At 43.8% G+C, this 18,782-nt stretch carries 21 protein-coding genes; 5 read left to right on the top strand and 16 right to left on the bottom strand.

The annotated features are described in order from the left end of the window. Nucleotides 1–104: 104 nt before the first annotated feature. The 13 genes from L2717_RS17250 to rraA all read right to left on the bottom strand — a co-directional run bounded on the left by L2717_RS17250 (nt 105) and on the right by rraA (nt 11,240). A complete protein-coding gene (locus L2717_RS17250) occupies nt 105–296 on the bottom strand; it encodes a helix-turn-helix domain-containing protein (RefSeq protein WP_220774336.1) in 192 nt (63 codons plus the stop codon). A gap of 207 nt (nt 297–503) precedes the next feature. After that, nucleotides 504–1,511, bottom strand: a complete 1,008-nt coding sequence (gene hemB / locus L2717_RS17255; RefSeq protein ID WP_220774337.1) for a porphobilinogen synthase — start codon at nt 1,509–1,511, stop codon at nt 504–506. Between the two features lie 9 nt (nt 1,512–1,520). Beyond that, on the bottom strand, nt 1,521–3,404 hold the full coding sequence (locus tag L2717_RS17260) for a sensor domain-containing diguanylate cyclase (protein ID WP_220774338.1): 1,884 nt from the start codon (nt 3,402–3,404) through the stop codon (nt 1,521–1,523). After that, entirely contained in the window at nt 3,397–4,200 is an 804-nt protein-coding gene (locus tag L2717_RS17265) for a TatD family hydrolase (RefSeq protein WP_220774339.1), read from the bottom strand. Before L2717_RS17265 ends, L2717_RS17260 begins: the two co-directional genes overlap by 8 nt. Then, nucleotides 4,200–4,712, bottom strand: a complete 513-nt coding sequence (locus L2717_RS17270) for a hypothetical protein (protein WP_220774340.1) — start codon at nt 4,710–4,712, stop codon at nt 4,200–4,202. The genes L2717_RS17265 and L2717_RS17270 overlap by 1 nt, the downstream gene beginning before the upstream one ends. A gap of 46 nt (nt 4,713–4,758) precedes the next feature. Beyond that, nucleotides 4,759–5,511, bottom strand: a complete 753-nt coding sequence (gene tatC / locus L2717_RS17275; RefSeq protein WP_220774341.1) for a twin-arginine translocase subunit TatC — start codon at nt 5,509–5,511, stop codon at nt 4,759–4,761. Nucleotides 5,512–5,514: 3 nt separating this feature from the next. Continuing rightward, complete coding sequence (gene tatB, locus L2717_RS17280) at nt 5,515–5,988, bottom strand: Sec-independent protein translocase protein TatB (protein ID WP_220774342.1); 474 nt, start codon at nt 5,986–5,988, stop codon at nt 5,515–5,517. A gap of 6 nt (nt 5,989–5,994) precedes the next feature. After that, nucleotides 5,995–6,234 carry a Sec-independent protein translocase subunit TatA gene (tatA, locus tag L2717_RS17285; protein ID WP_220774343.1) on the bottom strand — a complete coding sequence of 80 codons (240 nt, stop codon included), beginning with the start codon at nt 6,232–6,234 and terminating at the stop codon, nt 5,995–5,997. A 59-nt stretch (nt 6,235–6,293) separates the two neighbouring features. Next, nucleotides 6,294–7,943 (bottom strand): ubiquinone biosynthesis regulatory protein kinase UbiB, encoded by a 1,650-nt coding sequence (ubiB, locus tag L2717_RS17290; RefSeq protein WP_220774344.1) that lies wholly within the window; start codon nt 7,941–7,943, stop codon nt 6,294–6,296. Next, nucleotides 7,940–8,560: a ubiquinone biosynthesis accessory factor UbiJ gene (locus L2717_RS17295; RefSeq protein WP_076498712.1), complete on the bottom strand. Its 621-nt coding sequence runs from the start codon at nt 8,558–8,560 to the stop codon at nt 7,940–7,942. The genes ubiB and L2717_RS17295 overlap by 4 nt, the downstream gene beginning before the upstream one ends. Then, a complete protein-coding gene (ubiE, locus tag L2717_RS17300) occupies nt 8,560–9,315 on the bottom strand; it encodes a bifunctional demethylmenaquinone methyltransferase/2-methoxy-6-polyprenyl-1,4-benzoquinol methylase UbiE (protein WP_076498710.1) in 756 nt (251 codons plus the stop codon). Before ubiE ends, L2717_RS17295 begins: the two co-directional genes overlap by 1 nt. A gap of 244 nt (nt 9,316–9,559) precedes the next feature. After that, on the bottom strand, nt 9,560–10,624 hold the full coding sequence (locus tag L2717_RS17305; RefSeq protein ID WP_220774345.1) for a formimidoylglutamase: 1,065 nt from the start codon (nt 10,622–10,624) through the stop codon (nt 9,560–9,562). 130 nt (nt 10,625–10,754) lie between these two features. After that, the gene (gene rraA, locus L2717_RS17310) at nt 10,755–11,240 is read right to left on the bottom strand and encodes a ribonuclease E activity regulator RraA (protein ID WP_220774346.1); all 486 of its coding nucleotides are present in this window, start codon (nt 11,238–11,240) and stop codon (nt 10,755–10,757) included. 312 nt (nt 11,241–11,552) lie between these two features. Between rraA and L2717_RS17315 the strand changes: the two genes are divergently transcribed. From L2717_RS17315 to L2717_RS17325, 3 genes are all read left to right on the top strand, one after another. Next, nucleotides 11,553–11,798: a uroporphyrinogen decarboxylase gene (locus L2717_RS17315; RefSeq protein WP_220774347.1), complete on the top strand. Its 246-nt coding sequence runs from the start codon at nt 11,553–11,555 to the stop codon at nt 11,796–11,798. Between the two features lie 155 nt (nt 11,799–11,953). Then, nucleotides 11,954–13,393 carry an alpha/beta hydrolase family protein gene (locus tag L2717_RS17320; protein ID WP_220774796.1) on the top strand — a complete coding sequence of 480 codons (1,440 nt, stop codon included), beginning with the start codon at nt 11,954–11,956 and terminating at the stop codon, nt 13,391–13,393. 95 nt (nt 13,394–13,488) lie between these two features. Next, a complete protein-coding gene (locus L2717_RS17325; protein WP_220774795.1) occupies nt 13,489–13,710 on the top strand; it encodes a DUF6500 family protein in 222 nt (73 codons plus the stop codon). 15 nt (nt 13,711–13,725) lie between these two features. Here the strand turns inward: L2717_RS17325 and L2717_RS17330 are convergent, their stop codons facing one another. The 3 genes from L2717_RS17330 to L2717_RS17340 form a co-directional block, all read right to left on the bottom strand. Next, nucleotides 13,726–14,340 carry a DedA family protein gene (locus L2717_RS17330; protein ID WP_220774797.1) on the bottom strand — a complete coding sequence of 205 codons (615 nt, stop codon included), beginning with the start codon at nt 14,338–14,340 and terminating at the stop codon, nt 13,726–13,728. Nucleotides 14,341–14,568: 228 nt separating this feature from the next. After that, entirely contained in the window at nt 14,569–15,489 is a 921-nt protein-coding gene (locus tag L2717_RS17335) for a manganese-dependent inorganic pyrophosphatase (RefSeq protein ID WP_220774794.1), read from the bottom strand. Between the two features lie 143 nt (nt 15,490–15,632). Continuing rightward, entirely contained in the window at nt 15,633–16,094 is a 462-nt protein-coding gene (locus tag L2717_RS17340) for a NanQ anomerase/TabA/YiaL family protein (protein WP_220774793.1), read from the bottom strand. A gap of 618 nt (nt 16,095–16,712) precedes the next feature. On the opposite strand from L2717_RS17340, the gene L2717_RS17345 reads away from it, so the two are divergent. Together L2717_RS17345 and L2717_RS17350 are read left to right on the top strand one after the other, a co-directional pair. Then, on the top strand, nt 16,713–17,288 hold the full coding sequence (locus L2717_RS17345; protein WP_220774792.1) for an LON peptidase substrate-binding domain-containing protein: 576 nt from the start codon (nt 16,713–16,715) through the stop codon (nt 17,286–17,288). Between the two features lie 58 nt (nt 17,289–17,346). Next, nucleotides 17,347–18,264: a pseudouridine synthase gene (locus L2717_RS17350; protein WP_220774791.1), complete on the top strand. Its 918-nt coding sequence runs from the start codon at nt 17,347–17,349 to the stop codon at nt 18,262–18,264. The last annotated feature ends 518 nt before the right edge of the window (nt 18,265–18,782 follow it).

The following is an 18,782-nucleotide window of genomic DNA, read 5'->3' on the forward strand; positions in this document are numbered from 1 at the left end:
GCGATCGTTTTAGAAATGAGTTTTTTAAACGCTTCTTGAGCTTCTCAGGATTGTTTTGGGTGCTTGGAGCGACTTGATTGGCCTATATGTTGTGATAGGAGAGCCTACTTTTGGTGTTCGTCGAGTTTACTTGCATTTGTCGAATTCATATTGGCTTTCAAGCCATCAATGCCCATATTTAAGTCGTTTTTAACCCATTTATTGACACTGCGACGACTGACCTTTAGTTGGCGAGCGACTTGAGCACGGTTGTGACATTCCAGGAAACAAGAAACTGCCGGTATGCGAATACGCATACCGGCGTCTTTTTATGATTTTGATAGCTTAATGAGCTCAACAGACGTGTAATTTTTCACAGTATAAAATGATGTGAAAATGGTAAGTGTTTTAGATGACAATTTTATACGGATTGGTATTACGTTAAAAATAATCCAATAAAAATGCCATTCACTTCACTGCGAATGGCATTAGTCTTATGATTGTTCTTTTACCACGCCGATATTCTAGGCTTCTTTAAGCCATTGAGCTGTGCGTTTTGCAAAGTAAGTTAATATGCCATCAGCACCTGCGCGTTTAAAACAAAGTAATGATTCCATTACAATGGCTTTTTCTGCTAACCAGCCATTCTGAATCGCGGCCATGTGCATGGCGTACTCGCCACTCACTTGATAGGCAAAAGTAGGTACTGCTAGTTCTGTTTTTACGCGATGGACGATATCTAAATACGGCATGCCCGGTTTCACCATCACCATGTCAGCGCCTTCTTGAATATCGAGTGCAACCTCGTGCAACGCTTCATCACTGTTCGCGGGGTCCATTTGATAGCTGTGTTTATTGCCCCCCTTCAGATTACCTGCTGAGCCTACTGCATCACGGAATGGCCCATAATAGCTTGAAGAGTATTTTGCTGAGTAAGCCATGATTTGGGTGTTTACATAGCCTGCCGCTTCTAATGCTAGACGGATAGCGCCAATACGGCCATCCATCATATCTGATGGCGCGATGATATCGGCACCAGCTTCAGCATGCGATAATGCTTGCTTCACTAGAATGTCGGTTGTGATGTCGTTAAGTATATAGCCCGTCTCATCGATAATCCCGTCTTGACCGTGAGTCGTGAAGGGGTCCAGTGCTACGTCGGTCATGATCCCAAGCTGTGGAAAGGCTTTTTTAAGTTCACGTACAGCACGTTGTACTAAAGCATTGGCGTTATATGCCTCTTCTGCCAATAATGTTTTTTTCTCGGCTGGCGTTACAGGGAATAATGCGATTAATGGGATACCTAGCTCGACGAGTTCTGCGGCTTCTTTTAACAATAAATCAATCGTATAGCGTTCTATGCCAGGCATAGACGTAATCTTTTCGCTGCGATTAGTCCCTTCAATGATAAACATAGGGTAAATTAAGTCATTCACACTTAAGTGGTTTTCAGCCATGAGTCTACGACTAAAATCATGTTTACGCATGCGGCGCATTCTACGCTGAGGAAAGGCACTGGTAATAATGTTCACATTTGACTCCTAATTAGATGCTGGTGTTGCTGCTGGCGAATACAGTCTTACTTGGTTACGCCCGCCATTTTTTGCCTGATAAAGTGCTTTATCGGCTTGTTCTAACAATTCTGTGCCGTGTTGTTCATGGGTGACGATATCAGCGCTGACCCCGATACTAATGGATAAAGGAATGACTTTCCCCTCCCATTCAAACTTAATGGCTGCTACGGCTTCTCTTATCGTTTCAGCAACTTGAATAGCACCTTCAGCCACCGTATTTGGCAGGATAATAGCAAATTCCTCACCGCCAAAACGTGATACTAGATCCGTTGGCCGCTTTAAATGTTGCTGTAAGGTTTGAGCAATAACGCGTAATGCCTGATCGCCTGCAAGGTGACCATATTGGTCGTTAATTGATTTAAACCGATCAATATCGAGCATGAGTAATGCGATTGGCGTTTCTTGGCGACGACTGATGCGGCTTTCTGCAATAAGACGTTTATCAAAAGCACTTCGATTTTTAACCCCAGTGAGACTATCAATAGTACTTTGTTCTGTTAGCTTGTGGTTTACCTCATGCAGTTCTCTAAGGGTGATTTCGAGCTCTAAAGTCCGTTCTTGTACCATTTGCTCAAGTTTTTGATTGCTCTCCGCTTCGGCTTTTAAGGCTTCTTCCCGTGCACTGCGAATTTTCTGGGCTTGCTTTAATGCTTCTTGCTGGATACGTATTTTTGCTTTTCGTTCATCGTTATAACGGATGGCGAGCACCAGTGACATGAAGATAATTTCAAAAGTAAGACCCAGCATTACCGGGGTTTGTGGCTTTACATTTAATTCGATAACATTCAAGTATAACAAGCTACTGATGCAGGCACCTGTAAGCATACTCATCCATCCAATCGTATACATTCGAGCGAGTTTATGGCCATTGATGGCCTGAATTATGGCAAAGAGCATAAGGACTAAGCTGATCACTGCTACTGAAATAATCTCAATATACAAGGCGTTGCCATAACGCATAAAAGGCGAGGCTAATCCGACGCAGAATATGTACAAAGCGCTATAGCGACAAATGAGTAACATGCGACGGCTCAAATATTTAAGCTGCAGTATTTTCTCAGTGAACATTAGTGCAAAGGCCATCACAACAGGTAGCAAAAATGGCACCATAATTTGTTGCAATACAGGCCAGTCTGGCCACAGATATCGGAAAGCAAAACCGTTAATTGTCGCAACGAGTAAGGTCATGCTGAGCACGTAGCCAGAGTAATAGCTGTAACTAAATGAACCGGATGCAAAGGCGATAAAAAGACTGAAAATACCAATTGCAGCGAGTATACCCAACTGGAAACCGTGTTCGACAGCAGTTGCTTCAGCTATTTGCGCTAAGTCGTTAGATGACCACAAATTTAGCGGTACTGCAGCGTTGCCTTCTGTTTGAATATGTAGATAGAAGGTGTGTGTATCATTCTTATTAATCTTAAAAGGATACAGGAAGATGTTACTTAAAAATGGACGTTCACTATAGGGGAAAATGTCACCCATGATGGTGGTATTGATGAGGCTGTTATCGACTAAATGGTAAATAGTGATCTTATCTAACAACGGATTATCTAAAGCTAAAATATGTGAAATTATTTTGTCTGGGCTAGTTAAGCTAAAGTTGAGCCAAAAATCGTGACCGCTGAGCTTTTGAATATCTGCGTTGGTAAAGCTGTGCCAGTCATTTTTAGGTAAGGCTTGTATGTCGGCTAAATTATTAGCCGACACTGGATGTGCCACCATTAGCCAAGGAGTCAGGTTTAGAGGGGTTGTCGTCGATTCATCAATACTGAGTAAGATTGCGCTTGTAGGCGATGAGCATATCCATAGCCCCAGCAATAATATTAATGAGAAAAAGTTTTTAAGCATGGAGCTGATCCAACTTAAAAAACGTTAGGCTATTTTGGTAGCAACGTTCTGCAAATTCATCTGCATTTTCACCACGTAAATCCGCGATATAGTTAGCGATGTAGGGAAGGTACTCGGGCTTGTTTTTACTCGATTTAGGTTTTGGTCGCATGCTACGAGGCAACAAAAACGGGCTATCAGTTTCAATTAATATACGGTTTTGCGGAATGTATGGCACGAGCTGTGCTAATGACTGGCCGCGTCTTTCATCGCAAACCCAACCCGTAATACCTAAGTGTAAATCGAGGTCAATATAGGCTTCCATTTGCTCATGAGTGCCAGTGAAGCAATGTAATAATGCGCCTGTAAGCTGCGGGCGGTATTCACGTAATATAGCAATAAAGTCTTCATGGGCATCACGTTCGTGCATCAATATCGGCATTTGTAATTCAATCGCTAATTCAAGCTGGGCAATAAAAGTTTGGCGCTGAATAGGTCGAGGTGAAAAATCACGATTGTAGTCTAAGCCGCATTCGCCAACGGCAACGACTTGCGGTGCTTGGCAAAGCTCTGCTTGTTGTGTTCTTGAGTCAACATTCCAACCACTGGCATGATGTGGATGCACACCAGCAGTGCAGTAAAGGCGACGAGGGTATTGTTGGCAGAGGGCAATGGCAGCAGCACTCTCGGCTAAATCGCTGCCAATAACAATTAACGGCGAAACCCCTTGGTCCGCCGCCGCTTGTATGATTAACGCTATATCTGCTTCGAGCGCACTGCCAAGTAAATTGACTGCTACATCTATGTATGAGGGCATTATTTTAGGCGTTTCACTCGTGCCTTGGCATTGCGTTCATCAGTACCTAGCAAGAAAGAGCCTAATGCAGCTTTTTCAATATAGACAGTGTCGCCTTGCTTTAAGGTAAACTTACGATTGTCAGTTTGTTTCCAAACTTGGCCATTGGTGAAAGTCACTTTAATGGCTCCGTAGGCATCTTCTTCAATCGATTGAACTTCTAAATAAATCTTATCAACAGCATTGTCATCCACACGCTTGGCTTCCATACCAAAATTATCAGTTGCTGATGCTTTGGAAGCCGTGGTAACTACCGCGGTTGTTGCCGCTACGGTTGTAACTGCTGCTGGTGTTATTTGGGGGCTCGTGATGTTAGCAACATTATCTTTTACACTTGCGGCTAACTTATCGAAGCAAATTAATCGTTCGAGCTTATCTGCTGTACCGGCACATTGGGATAATTGCTGTTCAATACTGGCATTTGCTTGAGCTGATACGAGTATTATTGCCGCTGTAATAAGAGTTAAGCGCATGAGGGTCTTCCTTATTATTATATTTTTCTAACGTCCTGTTAGAACGTTAGCTGTTCGTTTTTTCGGTTTCGTCGTCAGACTCATCATCAGGCTTACTGTAGAAACGAGCGGCGAATAAACCTGCTTCAAACAATAACAGCATTGGCACAGCAAGCATAGTCTGAGAGATAACATCAGGTGGGGTTAACAACATACCGACAACGAAGGCACCTACAACGATATAAGGGCGTTTTTGTTTGAGCTCTTCAGGCGTCGTCACCCCCGCCCAGCACAGTAAAACTACGGCGATGGGGATTTCAAAGGACAGGCCAAAAGCAAAGAAAAGCTTCAATACAAAATCAAGATAGCTACTGATATCGGTAGCAACTTGTACTCCTTCGGGTGCTGTATTGGCGAAAAAGCCAAAAACAACCGGGAATACAATGTAATAAGCGAAAGCAATCCCTAAATAAAACAAGAGGGTACTGCTAAAGAGGAGCGGCATAACCAAACGTTTTTCATGCTTGTATAACCCCGGTGCGACGAAGGACCAGATTTGGAACAACACGTAGGGCACGGCGACAAAAAAAGATAATACTAAGGTTAATTTAAACGGGGCGAAAAAAGGCGCAGCGACGTCAGTCGCAATCATGCTGCCACCAGTAGGTAAAGACTGCATTAATGGTATTGCCATGTAGTGGTAGATATCATTTGCCCAATATACACTGCAAATGAATACTAATAATACACTGCTAATTGATTTAAGCAGCTTGGACCTAAGTTCAAGCAAGTGGCTGATGAGTGGCTGCTGTGGCGACATTGATTATCCGTTAGCTTTCGGGTTAGAAGCGGTATCCGCACTCTGAGATGACTCACTTGATGCTGCGGAAGATACTGATGTTGGACTCGCCTCTACAACTGGGTTTGAATGAGCTTTAGTCGTTTCAACTGGGCTATGAATTTGATTCTCTGGAGCTGGCGTGTCTTTCGACGGTTCCTGAACCTGATAAGGACGATTCACCGATTGCGCCGCTTGCTTTAGTTGCTCAATGGATTCTTTAAGCTCAGGTGAAAGGTTTGATAACCCTTTGCTCTCGGCTTTTTTAAGATCCGCATGCAATTGCTCAATCTTCAGCTCCTGCTCAAGTTCTTCTTTTACCGAGTTAGCCATGCGTTTCATCGCACGTATCCAACCCGTTATTGAACGCACCGCGACCGGTAGACGTTCGGGGCCAAGTACCACTAGCCCCAAAACACCGATCAGCAGCAGCTCCATAAAGCCGATACCGTCAAACATAAAGAGTTACACCTGTTCTTTGTTGGACTCAGGTTTCTTTTCAGTCGCCTGTTGGGTCGTTTGTGCTGTTTTAGCCGCTTCGGTGTCTTCTAATGCCTTTTTATCTTCTTCAGAAGACATGGCATTTTTAAAGCCTTTCACCGCACCACCTAAATCACCGCCCAACGAGCGTAATTTTTTTGTTCCGAACAACAACACCACGATTAACGCAACGATAAGAAGTTGCCAAATACTAATACCACCCATAAAGGTATCCTCTTAATTGATATCGGTTCTATTATGAACCTCTGATTTATTAGTGCTAGCTAAAATTTGCGATTCTTTGGCCTAGATCGCCATCCGACAAACCATAATATAATGCCTGAGATGAGACATATATAAGGGGTCCATAGTGTAGCGTCTCTATTGATCAATAACGTGCCGCAGATCAATAAAATAGCAGAAGTGATAAGCAAGTAATTACTCTTATGTGCTTGCTGTTGATATTTCAAATATTTATCTAGCATTTGTTGCTGAGAGCTCAGCAATTTCCTGCCTAACTTAAGATTATCGTAAATCAGTTCAGGGAATTCTGGCAGTTTATCAGCCCAATATGGCAGTTTTGTGGATACCTTTTTAAACATGGCTTTAGGGCCCACTTGCTCGGCCATCCACTGCTCTAAAAACGGTTTAGCGGTTTGCCATAAATCCAACTGTGGGTATAACTGACGGCCTAGACCTTCAATGTAAAGTAAGGTTTTTTCCAGCAGTACCAACTGTGGTTGCACCACAATATCGAAGTGACGCGCGGTGCGAAATAGTTCGAGTAGCACATGGCCAAAGGAGATTTCGTCGAGCGGTTTGTTAAACATAGGTTCACATACCACTTTAACCGCTTGTTCAAAGGCTTGCAGATCGGTTTTTTCTGATACCCAGCCAGATTCAATATAGAGCTGGGCAATTCGATGGTAATCGCGATTAAAGAAGGCGAGGAAATTCTCGGCTAGATAGCGTTTATCGACATCGCTGAGCGTGCCCATAATGCCGCAGTCTAACCCGATGTAATAGGGGTTTTCTGGATGGTCACGGGAAATAAAGATATTGCCTGGATGCATGTCAGCATGGAAAAAGTTATCGCGAAACACTTGGGTGAAAAATAGCTCAACACCGCGCTCAGCTAATAGCTTGAAATTGGTGCCTTGCGCGGTTAATGCCGCGATATCAGACACAGGAATACCGTAAATACGCTCCATAACCATTAGGCGCGGGTAACAGAACTCCTCATACACATAAGGTACATAGAGCGCATCTGAGCCGAGGAAGTTATTACGCAGCTTTATGGCGTTTAAGGCTTCGAGTTTAAGGTTTAGTTCACCTAAAATTGTCACGCGATAATCTTCAATCACTTCAGCTGGACGTAGGCGGTTACCTTCACCGAGGAGATATTCAATCAACTTGGCGGTTTGCGACATTAACTGCAGATCCGCTTTGATTTTATCTTCCACATTTGGGCGCAATACTTTTAGAACAATATCTTTGCCGTTTGATCTTAAGGTTGCGGTATGCACCTGAGAAATAGAGGCTGAGGCCAGTGGCGTTTCATTAAAGTCATCGAATAGCGATTCAATTGGCGCTTTTAGTTCTGCCTCAATCGCTTGGCGTGCCAGAGCACCATCAAATGGCGGGACTTTATCCTGTAGCATGGCCAATTCACTGGCCCATTCATCGCTTAGTAAATCGCGGCGAGTCGACAACATTTGCCCGAGTTTAATATACACAGGCCCCAGTTCTTGCATCGCCAGCTTTAAGCGTTCGCCACCGGGTTTTTGTTTATGTTTATTGCGGATCCAAAACAGGCTATTACGGGCGAGTTTAAAGTACCAAGGTGTCATCTTTGGCGGCAATACGTCATCTAATCCGTATTGAAGTAAGGTCTTGATGACGTGGTAGCCGCGGCGGACACTGGCAAAGGTCATGGCTTAATTTGATCTCTTAATTGGGCTATCCGTTGTTCAATCGCGCGGGTATCGGCAACTAAATCATCCATTTGATCGCGAAAATGAATTAACTCAATCCGATGTGGCGCGAGGCGATACTCTTCTACTGCGAGTTGCCCTAAATGCGAGCGTGTTTTACATAACACCTCAAGCGCGAAGTTTTTGGCTTGCCGCCCTGAACTGATGAGCTTATGCGTGGGACCATCACCTAAATAGCGGGATATTGGTTCGGCAAAGTCAAACTCAATACCGCGTAGATAATGGCTAAAGCTTTGTAATAAATTGAGGTCGCCCTCAAGTTTGAGCTTATCTTGTTTAATCAATTCGGTGAGGTTTGCGCCTTCACTCACGCGATAAAGCGTAGTTACATCGGCGTGTAGACTGACATCAACGTCACCTTCATAGCGGCTCAATACTTGGATTTCTTTGGCAAAAATCAAATAGATTGGCCAGCTGAGCTGCGACAATTGGATGCGAAACACTTTGCCATGCAGTTGGCGCTGGCGCGAATAGTCGTCACCCGCTTGAGCCTGAATTTTTTTCAGGCCCGTTTCAATAGCGGCGCAAATGAGCAGTACCACTTCTTGCGGCATCATTAGAATTTATAACCACGGTGTAATGCAACAATGCCGTCAGTCATGTTGGTGTAATCGCATTGCTCAAAGCCTGCATCTACCATCATTTGCTTCAGCGTGTCTTGGTCTGGGTGCATGCGAATAGATTCAGCTAGATATTCGTAGCTGTCGGCATCTTTAGTGATGAACTCACCCATCTTAGGTAAAACTTTGAAGCTATATAAATCATACACTTTACGCATGATTTCATGCTGAGGCTTAGAAAACTCTAGCACTAATAGTTTACCGCCTGGCTTAAGGACGCGGTTCATTGAACGTAGCGCTGCATCTTTATCGGTTACGTTACGTAAACCAAAAGCGATGGTAATGATGTCGAAGTGATTATCGGGAAACGGCAGCGCTTCAGCATTTGCTTGTACATAACTGACATTGTTCACTATGCCCTTGTCACGCAGCTTAGTGCGGCCGACTTTCAACATAGAATCGTTAATATCGGCTAAAACCACTTCACCTTTATCACCCACTAAGTGAGAGAATTTTGCGGTTAAGTCGCCTGTGCCGCCAGCTAAGTCGAGCACTTTCATGCCAGGGCGGGCGCCAGACACTTCAATGGTGTAGCGCTTCCAGTAGCGGTGAATGCCGAATGACATCACATCATTCATTATGTCGTATTTCGCGGCAACAGAATGAAACACGCCGGCAACGAGTTCGGCTTTTTTATCAGCTTCTACGGTTTTGTAACCAAAGTGGGTACTTTTAGATTCGCCCTCAGACATCAATGTGTTCCTATTTGTTTTGCAATGTATTAGCTGCGAGTGTAAGCCATCGCCTGCATTTGCTGAATCTTTGATCTATCACTCTGTGATCGAGCTAATAAACTAACTTCAATACCTTAGCTTAAGGCAGACTCCATCAGGCTTTGGATGAAGTGCTCATAGACCACATAAATGGACTGGCATTAGACCACAATATCAGGATTTGGTGAATAGCTTAGCGCTTTGTTGGATGCTAAGTGGTAGATTACTGTGTTAAAAATGCTGTGCGCGCTTGTATATAGGCGTAGATAAGCTCGCTTAAACTCTGGCCTACGTCCCTTAATCCAGCTTCAATTCCTGCCTCGTGGCAACTTGGTGCAGCTTCGGCTAAATGCAAATAAGCGCAAGGGCAGTGACGGGCAATATAACTGACATAATGCGCGGCATCGAGCAAGGGCACACCGGCTATGGTTGAGGCGCTACTGGGCATTTTAGCAATTGCATCGACGTCCAGTTCTAACCCAACAGGCAAACCTTTATCATTCAGTTTGGCGGCAATATCAACTAAAGCCTCGCTAAGGCTGAGTTCGCGGCGAATCCAAATTTGCTGCAAACTATGCCAAGTACCACCAAATTCTGTGAGTTGACTTAGATTCGTTTCACTGTTTTTTAATTCGTGTAAACCCAGCACATGGTAATAACCTAAGGCGCCGCGATCGGCTGCGTAACTAAAACCATTGCCGCTGTGACGACCTTCGAGCAGCCTAAAATCAGAGTGGGGATCGAGATTTACCGCCGCCACTTGGCGCTGATAATGGCTGTAAGTCGCCATTAATAAGCCATAGGCATTGTTGTGGCCACCGCCGATGAGTATGGGCTCTAAACCTGCTGTTAAAATAGCTCTGACGATGCGAATAACGCGCTCGTCTAATTGCTCAACCGCATCGCGTAATTCACCTAAGGTGACGTCAGTCTTATCTGCTGTGTTACTTGTGGTTTGTTGCTGTAAATCGGCAGTATTCACTTGGCCTAATACTAGGCATTCAGTACCAGATAAGAAGCGATTAGATTGTAGATTAAGCCATTGGCGCATGCTGGCAGTAAAAGCATCGGTTGCGCCGCCGCGGCCTAAATTGGCACGTGGGCCGATATCTTCGCTCACGCCAATAATGGCAAAGCGTGCACCGTGTGCTCTTGCCGTTGCGAGAATCGTCTCTAAAGAATGTTCGTGATTGGCCAAATGGACGCATTGGCCTAATTTAGTTTCACCGTTTCTTACGCTGACGAGCGAGGCTATATCGGTGTGGGTAAAGGGAATTAATTCAGGCATAGATGGGTATGCTTATTCGGCCAGAGTCAAGCTATTGTGGCGCAGTGTGGGGCGAGGATTCAATGGGTAAATGCTGAAAATAGTGAATAAAAAAGCCAGCTTAGCTGGCTTTCTTGGCTAGGCAGTGAGATTACTCAATGTCCAGAGGTTCAGGTGATAAAATCACACCTGTGTTATCTGCATAGATATGATCGCCAGGTAAGAAAGTCACGCCGCCAAAGTTGACCGGAATTTCGACTTCACCTACTGAATTACCATCAGCACCGACTGGAATTGAAGCAATGGCTTGAATTCCGATATCTAATTCTTCCAACGCGTCTACATCGCGTACAGAACCGTAAACGATAATGCCTTCCCAGTTATTTCTGACCGCAAGCTCTGCAATAGCACCATCGATCAGCGCACGGCGTAATGAACCACCACCGTCAATGAGTAAGACTTTACCTTGGCCGTCTTCTTGTAAGACATCGACGATAAGGCCGTTGTCTTCAAAGCACTTGATGGTGCTGATAGAGCCGCCAAAAGAGCTACAACCACCGTAGTTACTGAACATGGGCTCGACTACATCTACGACATCTAAGTACATGTCACATAGTTCTGAGGTGTTGTATTCCATATTTACACTCCTATTGATCCGCGTTGCGTACAGTTTAGCGAGTTTACGCCAGTATAAAAGGGATTATTGAAAAGAAAAGTGTTATCAATCACGGTATTGTTGCTACTTGATTGTTAATCCTTCAGCGATAAAACTTTGGCAGCTAATGGAATTATCGGCTAAGGCTGACTAGCCGCGATTCCGTCACGGCTTTTTATGACGTTCTAAAGTGGTATTTTAGCAATGTTTTACAGCGTTTCATTAACTTAATTTGCCTTGGGAGAGTTGATACGCCATTATATTTATACACGATAAGAGCCTACAAGAGACATCATGGAAGCTATCAATGCGGTTGAAATTATTGGTTATTTTGCTTCCATCATGGTGGCTATCTCTCTGACAATGAAAAATATTATTTGGTTGCGATGGCTCAATTTTGTAGGTTGTACTTTGTTTGTTATTTACGGCGTATTTATTTCAGCTTGGCCCGTTGCCGGCATGAATGCATTTGTTGCTTTGATTAATATCTATCATTTAATTAAAATTTATCGTACTAAAGCAAATTCTACCGCCGCTTAAGTTTTGTATTGTTGTGGCTCTAACGTTTGCCCTCAGCGGTCAATTTGTTACTAGCTGGGAGAACACGCTTAGCGTATAATTTTCGCACTTTTGCTGTTAGTCCCTTTCAGCACGTCTATATTGGCCTAGTCTGGCCGTTAATTATGTTGTTATAAATGAGCCTGAAAAAATTTACTCAGTACAAACTACTGTTTTTAATGTTGCTATCGCTTTGTGTTCTACTTCCTTTTATCCCCGATCAGGCTTATCACATTCCTGGCTCTGATATCGCTAAGCAAAACTTTCATGTCATTGAGTTTAATGATCAAGGCCAGGCCCATGACGACAGGCAATGGCAAGGTTTAGATGCGCGCATTTTACAGCCAAATAATGGTACGCCCCCAGAGTTGCTGATTTTTGTTCACGGTTGGCACCATAGTGCGCAGCCGCACGATGAAAATTATATCGCTTTTGAGCAATTTTATCAGGAGATGGCAAAATCCGATACTCAACGCAACTTACTGGGCTTATATATTGGTTGGCGTGGCGACAAATACGATCCTTTTTGGCTTGATGGCTCCGAAGATGCAACTAGTTGGATTGAACCCTTAGATTTCCCTACCATTTTACAGCGTAAACGTGTTGCTAAACGCATAGGCCAAGAAGGGTTATCTCAGCTATTAGATAAGCTAGATAGCTTAGTTACACAACATAAATTGCTGCGTTATACGGTAGTGGGTCATAGCTTGGGCGGCTCAGTAGTATTACATGCCAGTAAAAATCGCATTAAAGCTGCGATTGATCATCAGCAGGATAACCCTAATTTATTCTTATTGTTAAACCCTGCTGTGCCCGCCAAAGATTATCAGCCATTAGATACCTTGGTCAGCCTCGACAGGCAAAAGCCTAGTATGGTGGTGTTACAGTCCAAGGGTGATTTTGCAGTAAAAGAAGCCTTTAATTACATTAAAGATGGTGAGCGGGCGGTCGGTAATTCTTGGGCAATTACCCATGACATCGATAGATGCTCTGGCGGTAACTGTAATACACCGATGAAAATGCCTTCAGCTTTGATGGCACACGATAAAATTCCTGGCTGTATGATGACACTACCGCATTCAGGCTGGAAAGTTCGTGCTCGCTTGCAAGCTCGTCGTACCGTACAAACCTGTCCTGACGCGAATATGCAAGCAGTATGGGTGCTGGCAGTGTCGGATGAAATTGTCTCTGGGCACAATGGTATTCTGACACCTGCGCATGCTAAAGCCTTATCAGAGGTGATGACTATGATTGATCTATATCGAAACCAGCTCCCTAAAGATGCGGTTGAAACTCCTGCGAACCAAGATCTGGGTGCTTTAGCGCCAAAGACGGAAGATACCAGTGCTACAGCTGAAAAGGCTACGCCAGCCCAGCCTGTGGTGATTGTTGAACCATTGGCTGAGCAAACGGCAGAATCCAATCCATCTGCTGAGCCGTTAACTAAACCGCAAATTATTGAAGCGCCAAAGGCATTAATTGCTCCAGAATTAGAGCGAGAACTAGAACCGGAGCGAGAGGTTAAGTCGAATGACGCTGTAGAGCCTCAACCTAAGCTTGAGACTGAGCAGAGATAATACTGACTCACATTCTATCCTTGAGAGTTTTATAGCTTGTAGCTGTTGAGAATGAGAGTAAATGGGTTAGTGATTAGATTAAGGTTGCGAGAAATATGCGAGCGGTATTAAGGGCAAAAATCATTGAGGTGTGTCATAAAAAAATTGCAGCAAAAGGCGATAATGTCGGTGTTTCATTTTACGCATTTTTTGCCAATAAAAATGATAACCCAGCATTGTTGATGGAGGCTGCAACGTGGTGGATCCACACCCATCAATTAGACCATTTCGTCAAAGCTCATAAAATCATTGAGATAATTAAAGGTGAAATGGAATAATCGGTAACTTGTTATTTATTGTGTTTTTTTGAGCTGCCATTTACGCCAAATAAAGACCAGTAATGCGGCGAGTAATAAGCTAATAATGGCCCATGTGGGGTATTTATGTTGATGATAAAATGCCAATATAGGTGTTATTTCATCACGGATTAATACTGGGCCCAAGCCAAATAATGTTACCCAAATGCTGGTGGCAAGGCTATTGCCAATAATAAACTGCTTAAGCGGCATTTTAGCGAGGCCGCAGCCGATAAACATGAATTGTTTTAAGCCCTCAACAAATCGGCTCAACACTAACGCCGCAATACCATATTGACTAATAACGCTGTGAATTTTGTCTTCAAGTTGCGGTTTTATCCAGCCTTTTTTGAGTAACACATCGCCAAAGCGCCAACCGATAAAATAGCCCAAACTATTACCACTGAGTGCGCCACACGCGGCAACGATCAGTACCAATGGCAATGACATTTGTCCTGTGGCCGCTAATAAACTGGCGACAATTAATAACGATTGTCCTGGGGCGGGAATACCAAACCCTTCTACCGCGATGGCGACAAACAGCAAAAAATAGCCATATTCCTGTAGCCAAGGTGTGAGTTCAGTGATGATGTGTTGCAGTGCTTCGGGCATAACCTCTGAATAGTCTCTAAAAGATTCGCAGAATAATGGCTCATCATACCTGCGAAACTTAACGTCTGGGTAGCCCTGTGAATAAAGTTTCATGCCTGTTTGAGCTGACTCGCTAAGCACTAAATAGCTGCAGTGGATACGATATTCAAGTAATAGCATTTATAAAAAAGCCGAACTGAGTTCGGCTTTTAGACTTGTGCTTATTTATTTGTGCTTAGATTAGCTCGATCAAGCAAATGCGGCTTGTAGCTGCGGTACAACTTGTTTTTTACGGCTTAATACGCCATCTAGCCACACTTTGCCATCGACGGTGGGTTTACCGTAGGCACGTTGGGTTAGGTCACTATCATCGGAGATGATTAATAGCTCAGAGCCTTCTTTCATAATGTCTGTCAGTAGCAATAATACGCTGTGGCGATTGCCTTCAACTTTTAATGCTTTGATATCGGCTTCTAACTCGGCTTTGATATCATCAAATACCGATAGATCAATGACTTCTAATTGGCCGATGCCGACTAAGTGGCCGTTCATGTTGAAGTCTTTAAAGTCACGCATTACTAAATCGCGTGCTGGCGTACCTTGAACAGCAGATTTCACTTTGAACATTTCCATGCCCAACTCTTTAAAATCTTCAATGCCCGCGATTTCAGCTAACGCTTCAACGCAGCGAATATCAGCTGTGGTGCAAGTGGGTGACTTGAAAATCACGGTATCGCTCAGAATGGCGCACATCATGATACCCGCAATATTTTTAGGGATCGCGACTTGGTAAAAATCGTACATCATTTTAATAATGGTGTTGCTACAGCCTACTGGACGGATCCAGCATTCTAGCGGCGTGTCAGTGGTCAGATCGCCTAGCTTGTGATGATCGACAATACCAACGATAGTTGCTTTGGCGATATCATCCGGTGCTTGAGTTAGCTCTGAATGGTCAACAATATACACTTGCTCGCCCGCATAGCTGGTTTTGTACTCTGGCGCTTCAAGACCAAAACGTTGCAGAATAAAGGCGGTTTCGGGTGACAATTCACCTAAACGTGCGGCAACGGCTTCTTCACCGATTTGGTTTTTTAAATAGGCTAATGCGATAGCGCCGCAGATTGAATCAGAATCAGGAATTTTGTGACCGACAACGTAAATGGGCATTTCAGGAACTCTCCTTTAAATTTGTGGCAATTTTAGCAATATTTAGCGCGATTCGGAAATAGCCAAAGCGTATATCACAGCGCGCTTAAGTCGCTATTGTGCTAAAAATATTCTGCTTAGTTTGGCTAAATATGGCTCAAAACTTAGATTTTTACTTTTATCACGACTTTGCGAACCGCGGTGGCAACATCACCAGCACCGGGCATATGTATGTCACCGGGGAAAAATAGCGCAAACATACCCGCTTTAAGTTGCACAAAAGAGGCGTCGGCTTTATTGGTCTGGTAATCAAACTCAGCGTAATCGTGCTTCTCAAAATAAGCTTTTGAGGGAGTTTGATCCGCTAAAGGTAAGTAACCAAACTCTTCTTCACCGCTAACAACATATTGAACATCGATATATTTTTGATGAACTTCAAAGGGTTTTGTTGATTTAGGTTCAGTTTGATAGTCATTAACTATGACAAAAATATTATCGCCATCGAGGGGATAATTACCCACGGGTAACTGACTAAAGTCGGTTGTTGCTAAATGGGCTAACGCAGTAGCAAGGCGAGGACTTAAAGACTGATAAATATGACGGTTAGCTAAGGTATCAACAATCATGGGTTACTCGATATGGCAAAAGTGAAAGGAGTGCATGGTAAGGATTATAATCAGATTACTGCCATTAAGACATAAAAAAACAGGCCGTATAATGGTCTGTTTTTGCATCAAGCACCACTGTCTTAGGTTACTGAGTCAGTGAATTTAGTGGCTAAGAAGTTGTCGTCATTAAAGCTAAATGCCGTGTTAGTTAATGGAAAGGCGAAGATGCCGAGGTAGTTATTGTCATGGGGCATTTTTTGGATAAACACCCAATATGTTTTGTACTCCCGCAGTGAAGCTCAGTTCATCGTCGCTGCATGCCTGACAAGTAATCCTATCACTCACTGATCGCTATAATTCATATCACTCGTTGGTTCGGAACAGCCGACAATGTCATCGCCAAAATTACTGAGACGGATATTGCTTTAAGGTCACCCAACCCTAAGCTACCCCAAGAGTCGATATCACAATCTTGGTTCACCACAAGTTGACCTGAGTTTGCCTGAGCCTGTTAATTTGTTTTTACTCTCAGTGGCTTTAGGAAGGAAATAATTTCAGCTGCTACACTTCTAAGCTAATAGGGAGTGCGAATGTGTTGAGGTTCGTTTCCTTCTATTTGAGGCGCTGGAGGTTGTAATGCAAACACGAGAAATGGCGTTACTAATGCGCGATGGTTTGTTGCTGCCACAGGGGCGGGTGGAGGTGCGTATTGTCGACCCTGGCCATTTACGTATGGTAGCCGATATCTTTAAGGGCAAATATGCGCTTGCATTTGCGACAATGCGCTCCAGTGGTAATCCACCCTGTTATCCTACCGCTACCCAGTGCGACATTATCGATTTTAATCAGCTTGAAGATGGCTCTTTGAGTCTTGTGCTTGAGGGCCGACAAAGGATTAGTGTTCTCTCGGCAGTGCAGGCTAAAGATAAATTATGGATAGCACGAACGTTACCTTGCCGTAACTGGCAACAAGAGCCGATTAAAGGGGAGTTTGAACTGATCAGTGCTGCATTAGAGCAGTTTTATCTGGTGAACCCTGATTTGTTTGAACTGTACTCCGATGTGTATTTAAAAGATGCGGCTTGGGTCAGCCAGCGCTGGCTTGAAGTCTTACCTATGTACAACCAAGACAAACTCGTGCTGGTTAATCAACCTGATTGTCATAAAACCATGGATTTTGTACTGCAGCTTATTAAGTCCCATGTGGACTGAAAAACCCCATAAAAGGTAGAATAGCGACTAACAGTCAGTAGCCGCTATTTTTAATGATATGACCGCATCAGCTCGCGCCGCCCAACCGTCCCACATAGTGCTCCCCGTGGATACCATAGATAAAACCACAGTGTTTGCCTTCCTCGTACAGCATTTTTCCCGCATAGGTGAAGAGGTGTGGCGCCAACGTATTTTGGACGGAAAAGTGCACTGGCGAGATGGCAGTTTGATTGCGTTGGATACGGAATATCGCCCAGTTGCGCGGGTGTATTACTATCGTGAAGTCCCCGTAGAGACAAAAATTCCGTTTGTGGAGCAGATCCTGTTTCAAGATGACAATATTATTTTGGCTTATAAACCACACTTTTTACCTGTGACCCCAAGCGGTAATTATGTGAACGAATGTTTGGTCCATAGGTTGAGATTGCGAACCGGCATAGACACGATAGCCCCTGCTCATCGACTCGACCGTGAAACCGCAGGCGTGATCTTAATGACGGTTTCCCCTGAAACCCGTGCCCGTTATCATCAACTCTTTATCGATGGTGCGATACGTAAAGATTATCAAGCGATTGCAAAGCTTACTCCAGATATTATTAAACAATATCAAAATGGTAGCTTAACTTTGCCCTTGCATTGGACGATCAAAAACCGTATGCAGCCCAGTGAGCCTAGCTTTACTATGGAGATAGTGACAGGTGAGGCAAATACCCACTCTGAAATCAGTCTGGTGGCGATAAAAGGCAATCTCGGTTTATTTCATTTAAGCCCCATTACAGGCAAAACCCATCAACTGCGGGTGCATATGCAAAGTTTAGCCATGCCACTGTTAAATGACCGTTTTTATCCAAACTTACTCGATAGGGGGCCAGATAACTTTGCTGCGCCATTGAAGCTTATGGCGCAACGTTTACGCTTTATTGATCCTGTGAGCGGTATTTCGCACGATATTCAATGTGAGGGATTTGCCTTTTAACTCATGGTTTAGGGGATTACATAGTGTTTCACGCATATCGCGATACCCTCTGGCAGTGTTGGTCGGTGTGCCTTGTCACTAATGCCAGAATTTTCCGCTAATACCTCATCCTATGCTCTAAATCCTATGCCACTGTCTCAAGAAATTAATCATGCAAGGCTAACTCGTTTTACTATTTCGCCACGCTGCCGACAATGGTTACGTTTAGCCAGTAAATGAAGCGCTGGCAATGGCTTAAGTTGTGATGCATCAGAGTAAATAATCTAAACTCGGGATAGTGGCTGTAATAACTGATTAACTTTATTACCTTATCCACAAAATTAACTCTACAGAGGTAGTTTTTCGGTTATTAAGGCAAATTTGCGTACCTAACACAGGCTATTAGTCGCAAAGTTAACGCAGATAAAGGCAAAAATAACCTGTAGATACGCAGAGCTTATTCCGTATATGGACTCCACCTGTTTAGCAATTGCTTTGACAAAAAGATTAGATGCGCACGTATATACGGTTTTTTATTG

Source organism: Shewanella glacialipiscicola (assembly GCF_023283485.1).
GTDB lineage: Bacteria > Pseudomonadota > Gammaproteobacteria > Enterobacterales > Shewanellaceae > Shewanella > Shewanella glacialipiscicola.

What these genes read in the sequence shown, in the direction of transcription:
- L2717_RS17250 (WP_220774336.1), bottom strand. Translation starts at nt 296, where the DNA reads ATGCGTATTCGCATACCGGCAGTTTCTTGTTTCCTGGAATGTCACAAC.
- L2717_RS17260 (WP_220774338.1), bottom strand. Translation starts at nt 3,404, where the DNA reads ATGCTTAAAAACTTTTTCTCATTAATATTATTGCTGGGGCTATGGATA.
- L2717_RS17265 (WP_220774339.1), bottom strand. Translation starts at nt 4,200, where the DNA reads ATGCCCTCATACATAGATGTAGCAGTCAATTTACTTGGCAGTGCGCTC.
- L2717_RS17270 (WP_220774340.1), bottom strand. Translation starts at nt 4,712, where the DNA reads ATGCGCTTAACTCTTATTACAGCGGCAATAATACTCGTATCAGCTCAA.
- tatC (WP_220774341.1), bottom strand. Translation starts at nt 5,511, where the DNA reads ATGTCGCCACAGCAGCCACTCATCAGCCACTTGCTTGAACTTAGGTCC.
- tatB (WP_220774342.1), bottom strand. Translation starts at nt 5,988, where the DNA reads ATGTTTGACGGTATCGGCTTTATGGAGCTGCTGCTGATCGGTGTTTTG.
- tatA (WP_220774343.1), bottom strand. Translation starts at nt 6,234, where the DNA reads ATGGGTGGTATTAGTATTTGGCAACTTCTTATCGTTGCGTTAATCGTG.
- ubiB (WP_220774344.1), bottom strand. Translation starts at nt 7,943, where the DNA reads ATGACCTTTGCCAGTGTCCGCCGCGGCTACCACGTCATCAAGACCTTA.
- L2717_RS17295 (WP_076498712.1), bottom strand. Translation starts at nt 8,560, where the DNA reads ATGATGCCGCAAGAAGTGGTACTGCTCATTTGCGCCGCTATTGAAACG.
- ubiE (WP_076498710.1), bottom strand. Translation starts at nt 9,315, where the DNA reads ATGTCTGAGGGCGAATCTAAAAGTACCCACTTTGGTTACAAAACCGTA.
- L2717_RS17305 (WP_220774345.1), bottom strand. Translation starts at nt 10,624, where the DNA reads ATGCCTGAATTAATTCCCTTTACCCACACCGATATAGCCTCGCTCGTC.
- rraA (WP_220774346.1), bottom strand. Translation starts at nt 11,240, where the DNA reads ATGGAATACAACACCTCAGAACTATGTGACATGTACTTAGATGTCGTA.
- L2717_RS17315 (WP_220774347.1), top strand. Translation starts at nt 11,553, where the DNA reads ATGGAAGCTATCAATGCGGTTGAAATTATTGGTTATTTTGCTTCCATC.
- L2717_RS17320 (WP_220774796.1), top strand. Translation starts at nt 11,954, where the DNA reads ATGAGCCTGAAAAAATTTACTCAGTACAAACTACTGTTTTTAATGTTG.
- L2717_RS17325 (WP_220774795.1), top strand. Translation starts at nt 13,489, where the DNA reads ATGCGAGCGGTATTAAGGGCAAAAATCATTGAGGTGTGTCATAAAAAA.
- L2717_RS17330 (WP_220774797.1), bottom strand. Translation starts at nt 14,340, where the DNA reads ATGCCCGAAGCACTGCAACACATCATCACTGAACTCACACCTTGGCTA.
- L2717_RS17335 (WP_220774794.1), bottom strand. Translation starts at nt 15,489, where the DNA reads ATGCCCATTTACGTTGTCGGTCACAAAATTCCTGATTCTGATTCAATC.
- L2717_RS17340 (WP_220774793.1), bottom strand. Translation starts at nt 16,094, where the DNA reads ATGATTGTTGATACCTTAGCTAACCGTCATATTTATCAGTCTTTAAGT.
- L2717_RS17345 (WP_220774792.1), top strand. Translation starts at nt 16,713, where the DNA reads ATGCAAACACGAGAAATGGCGTTACTAATGCGCGATGGTTTGTTGCTG.
- L2717_RS17350 (WP_220774791.1), top strand. Translation starts at nt 17,347, where the DNA reads ATGACCGCATCAGCTCGCGCCGCCCAACCGTCCCACATAGTGCTCCCC.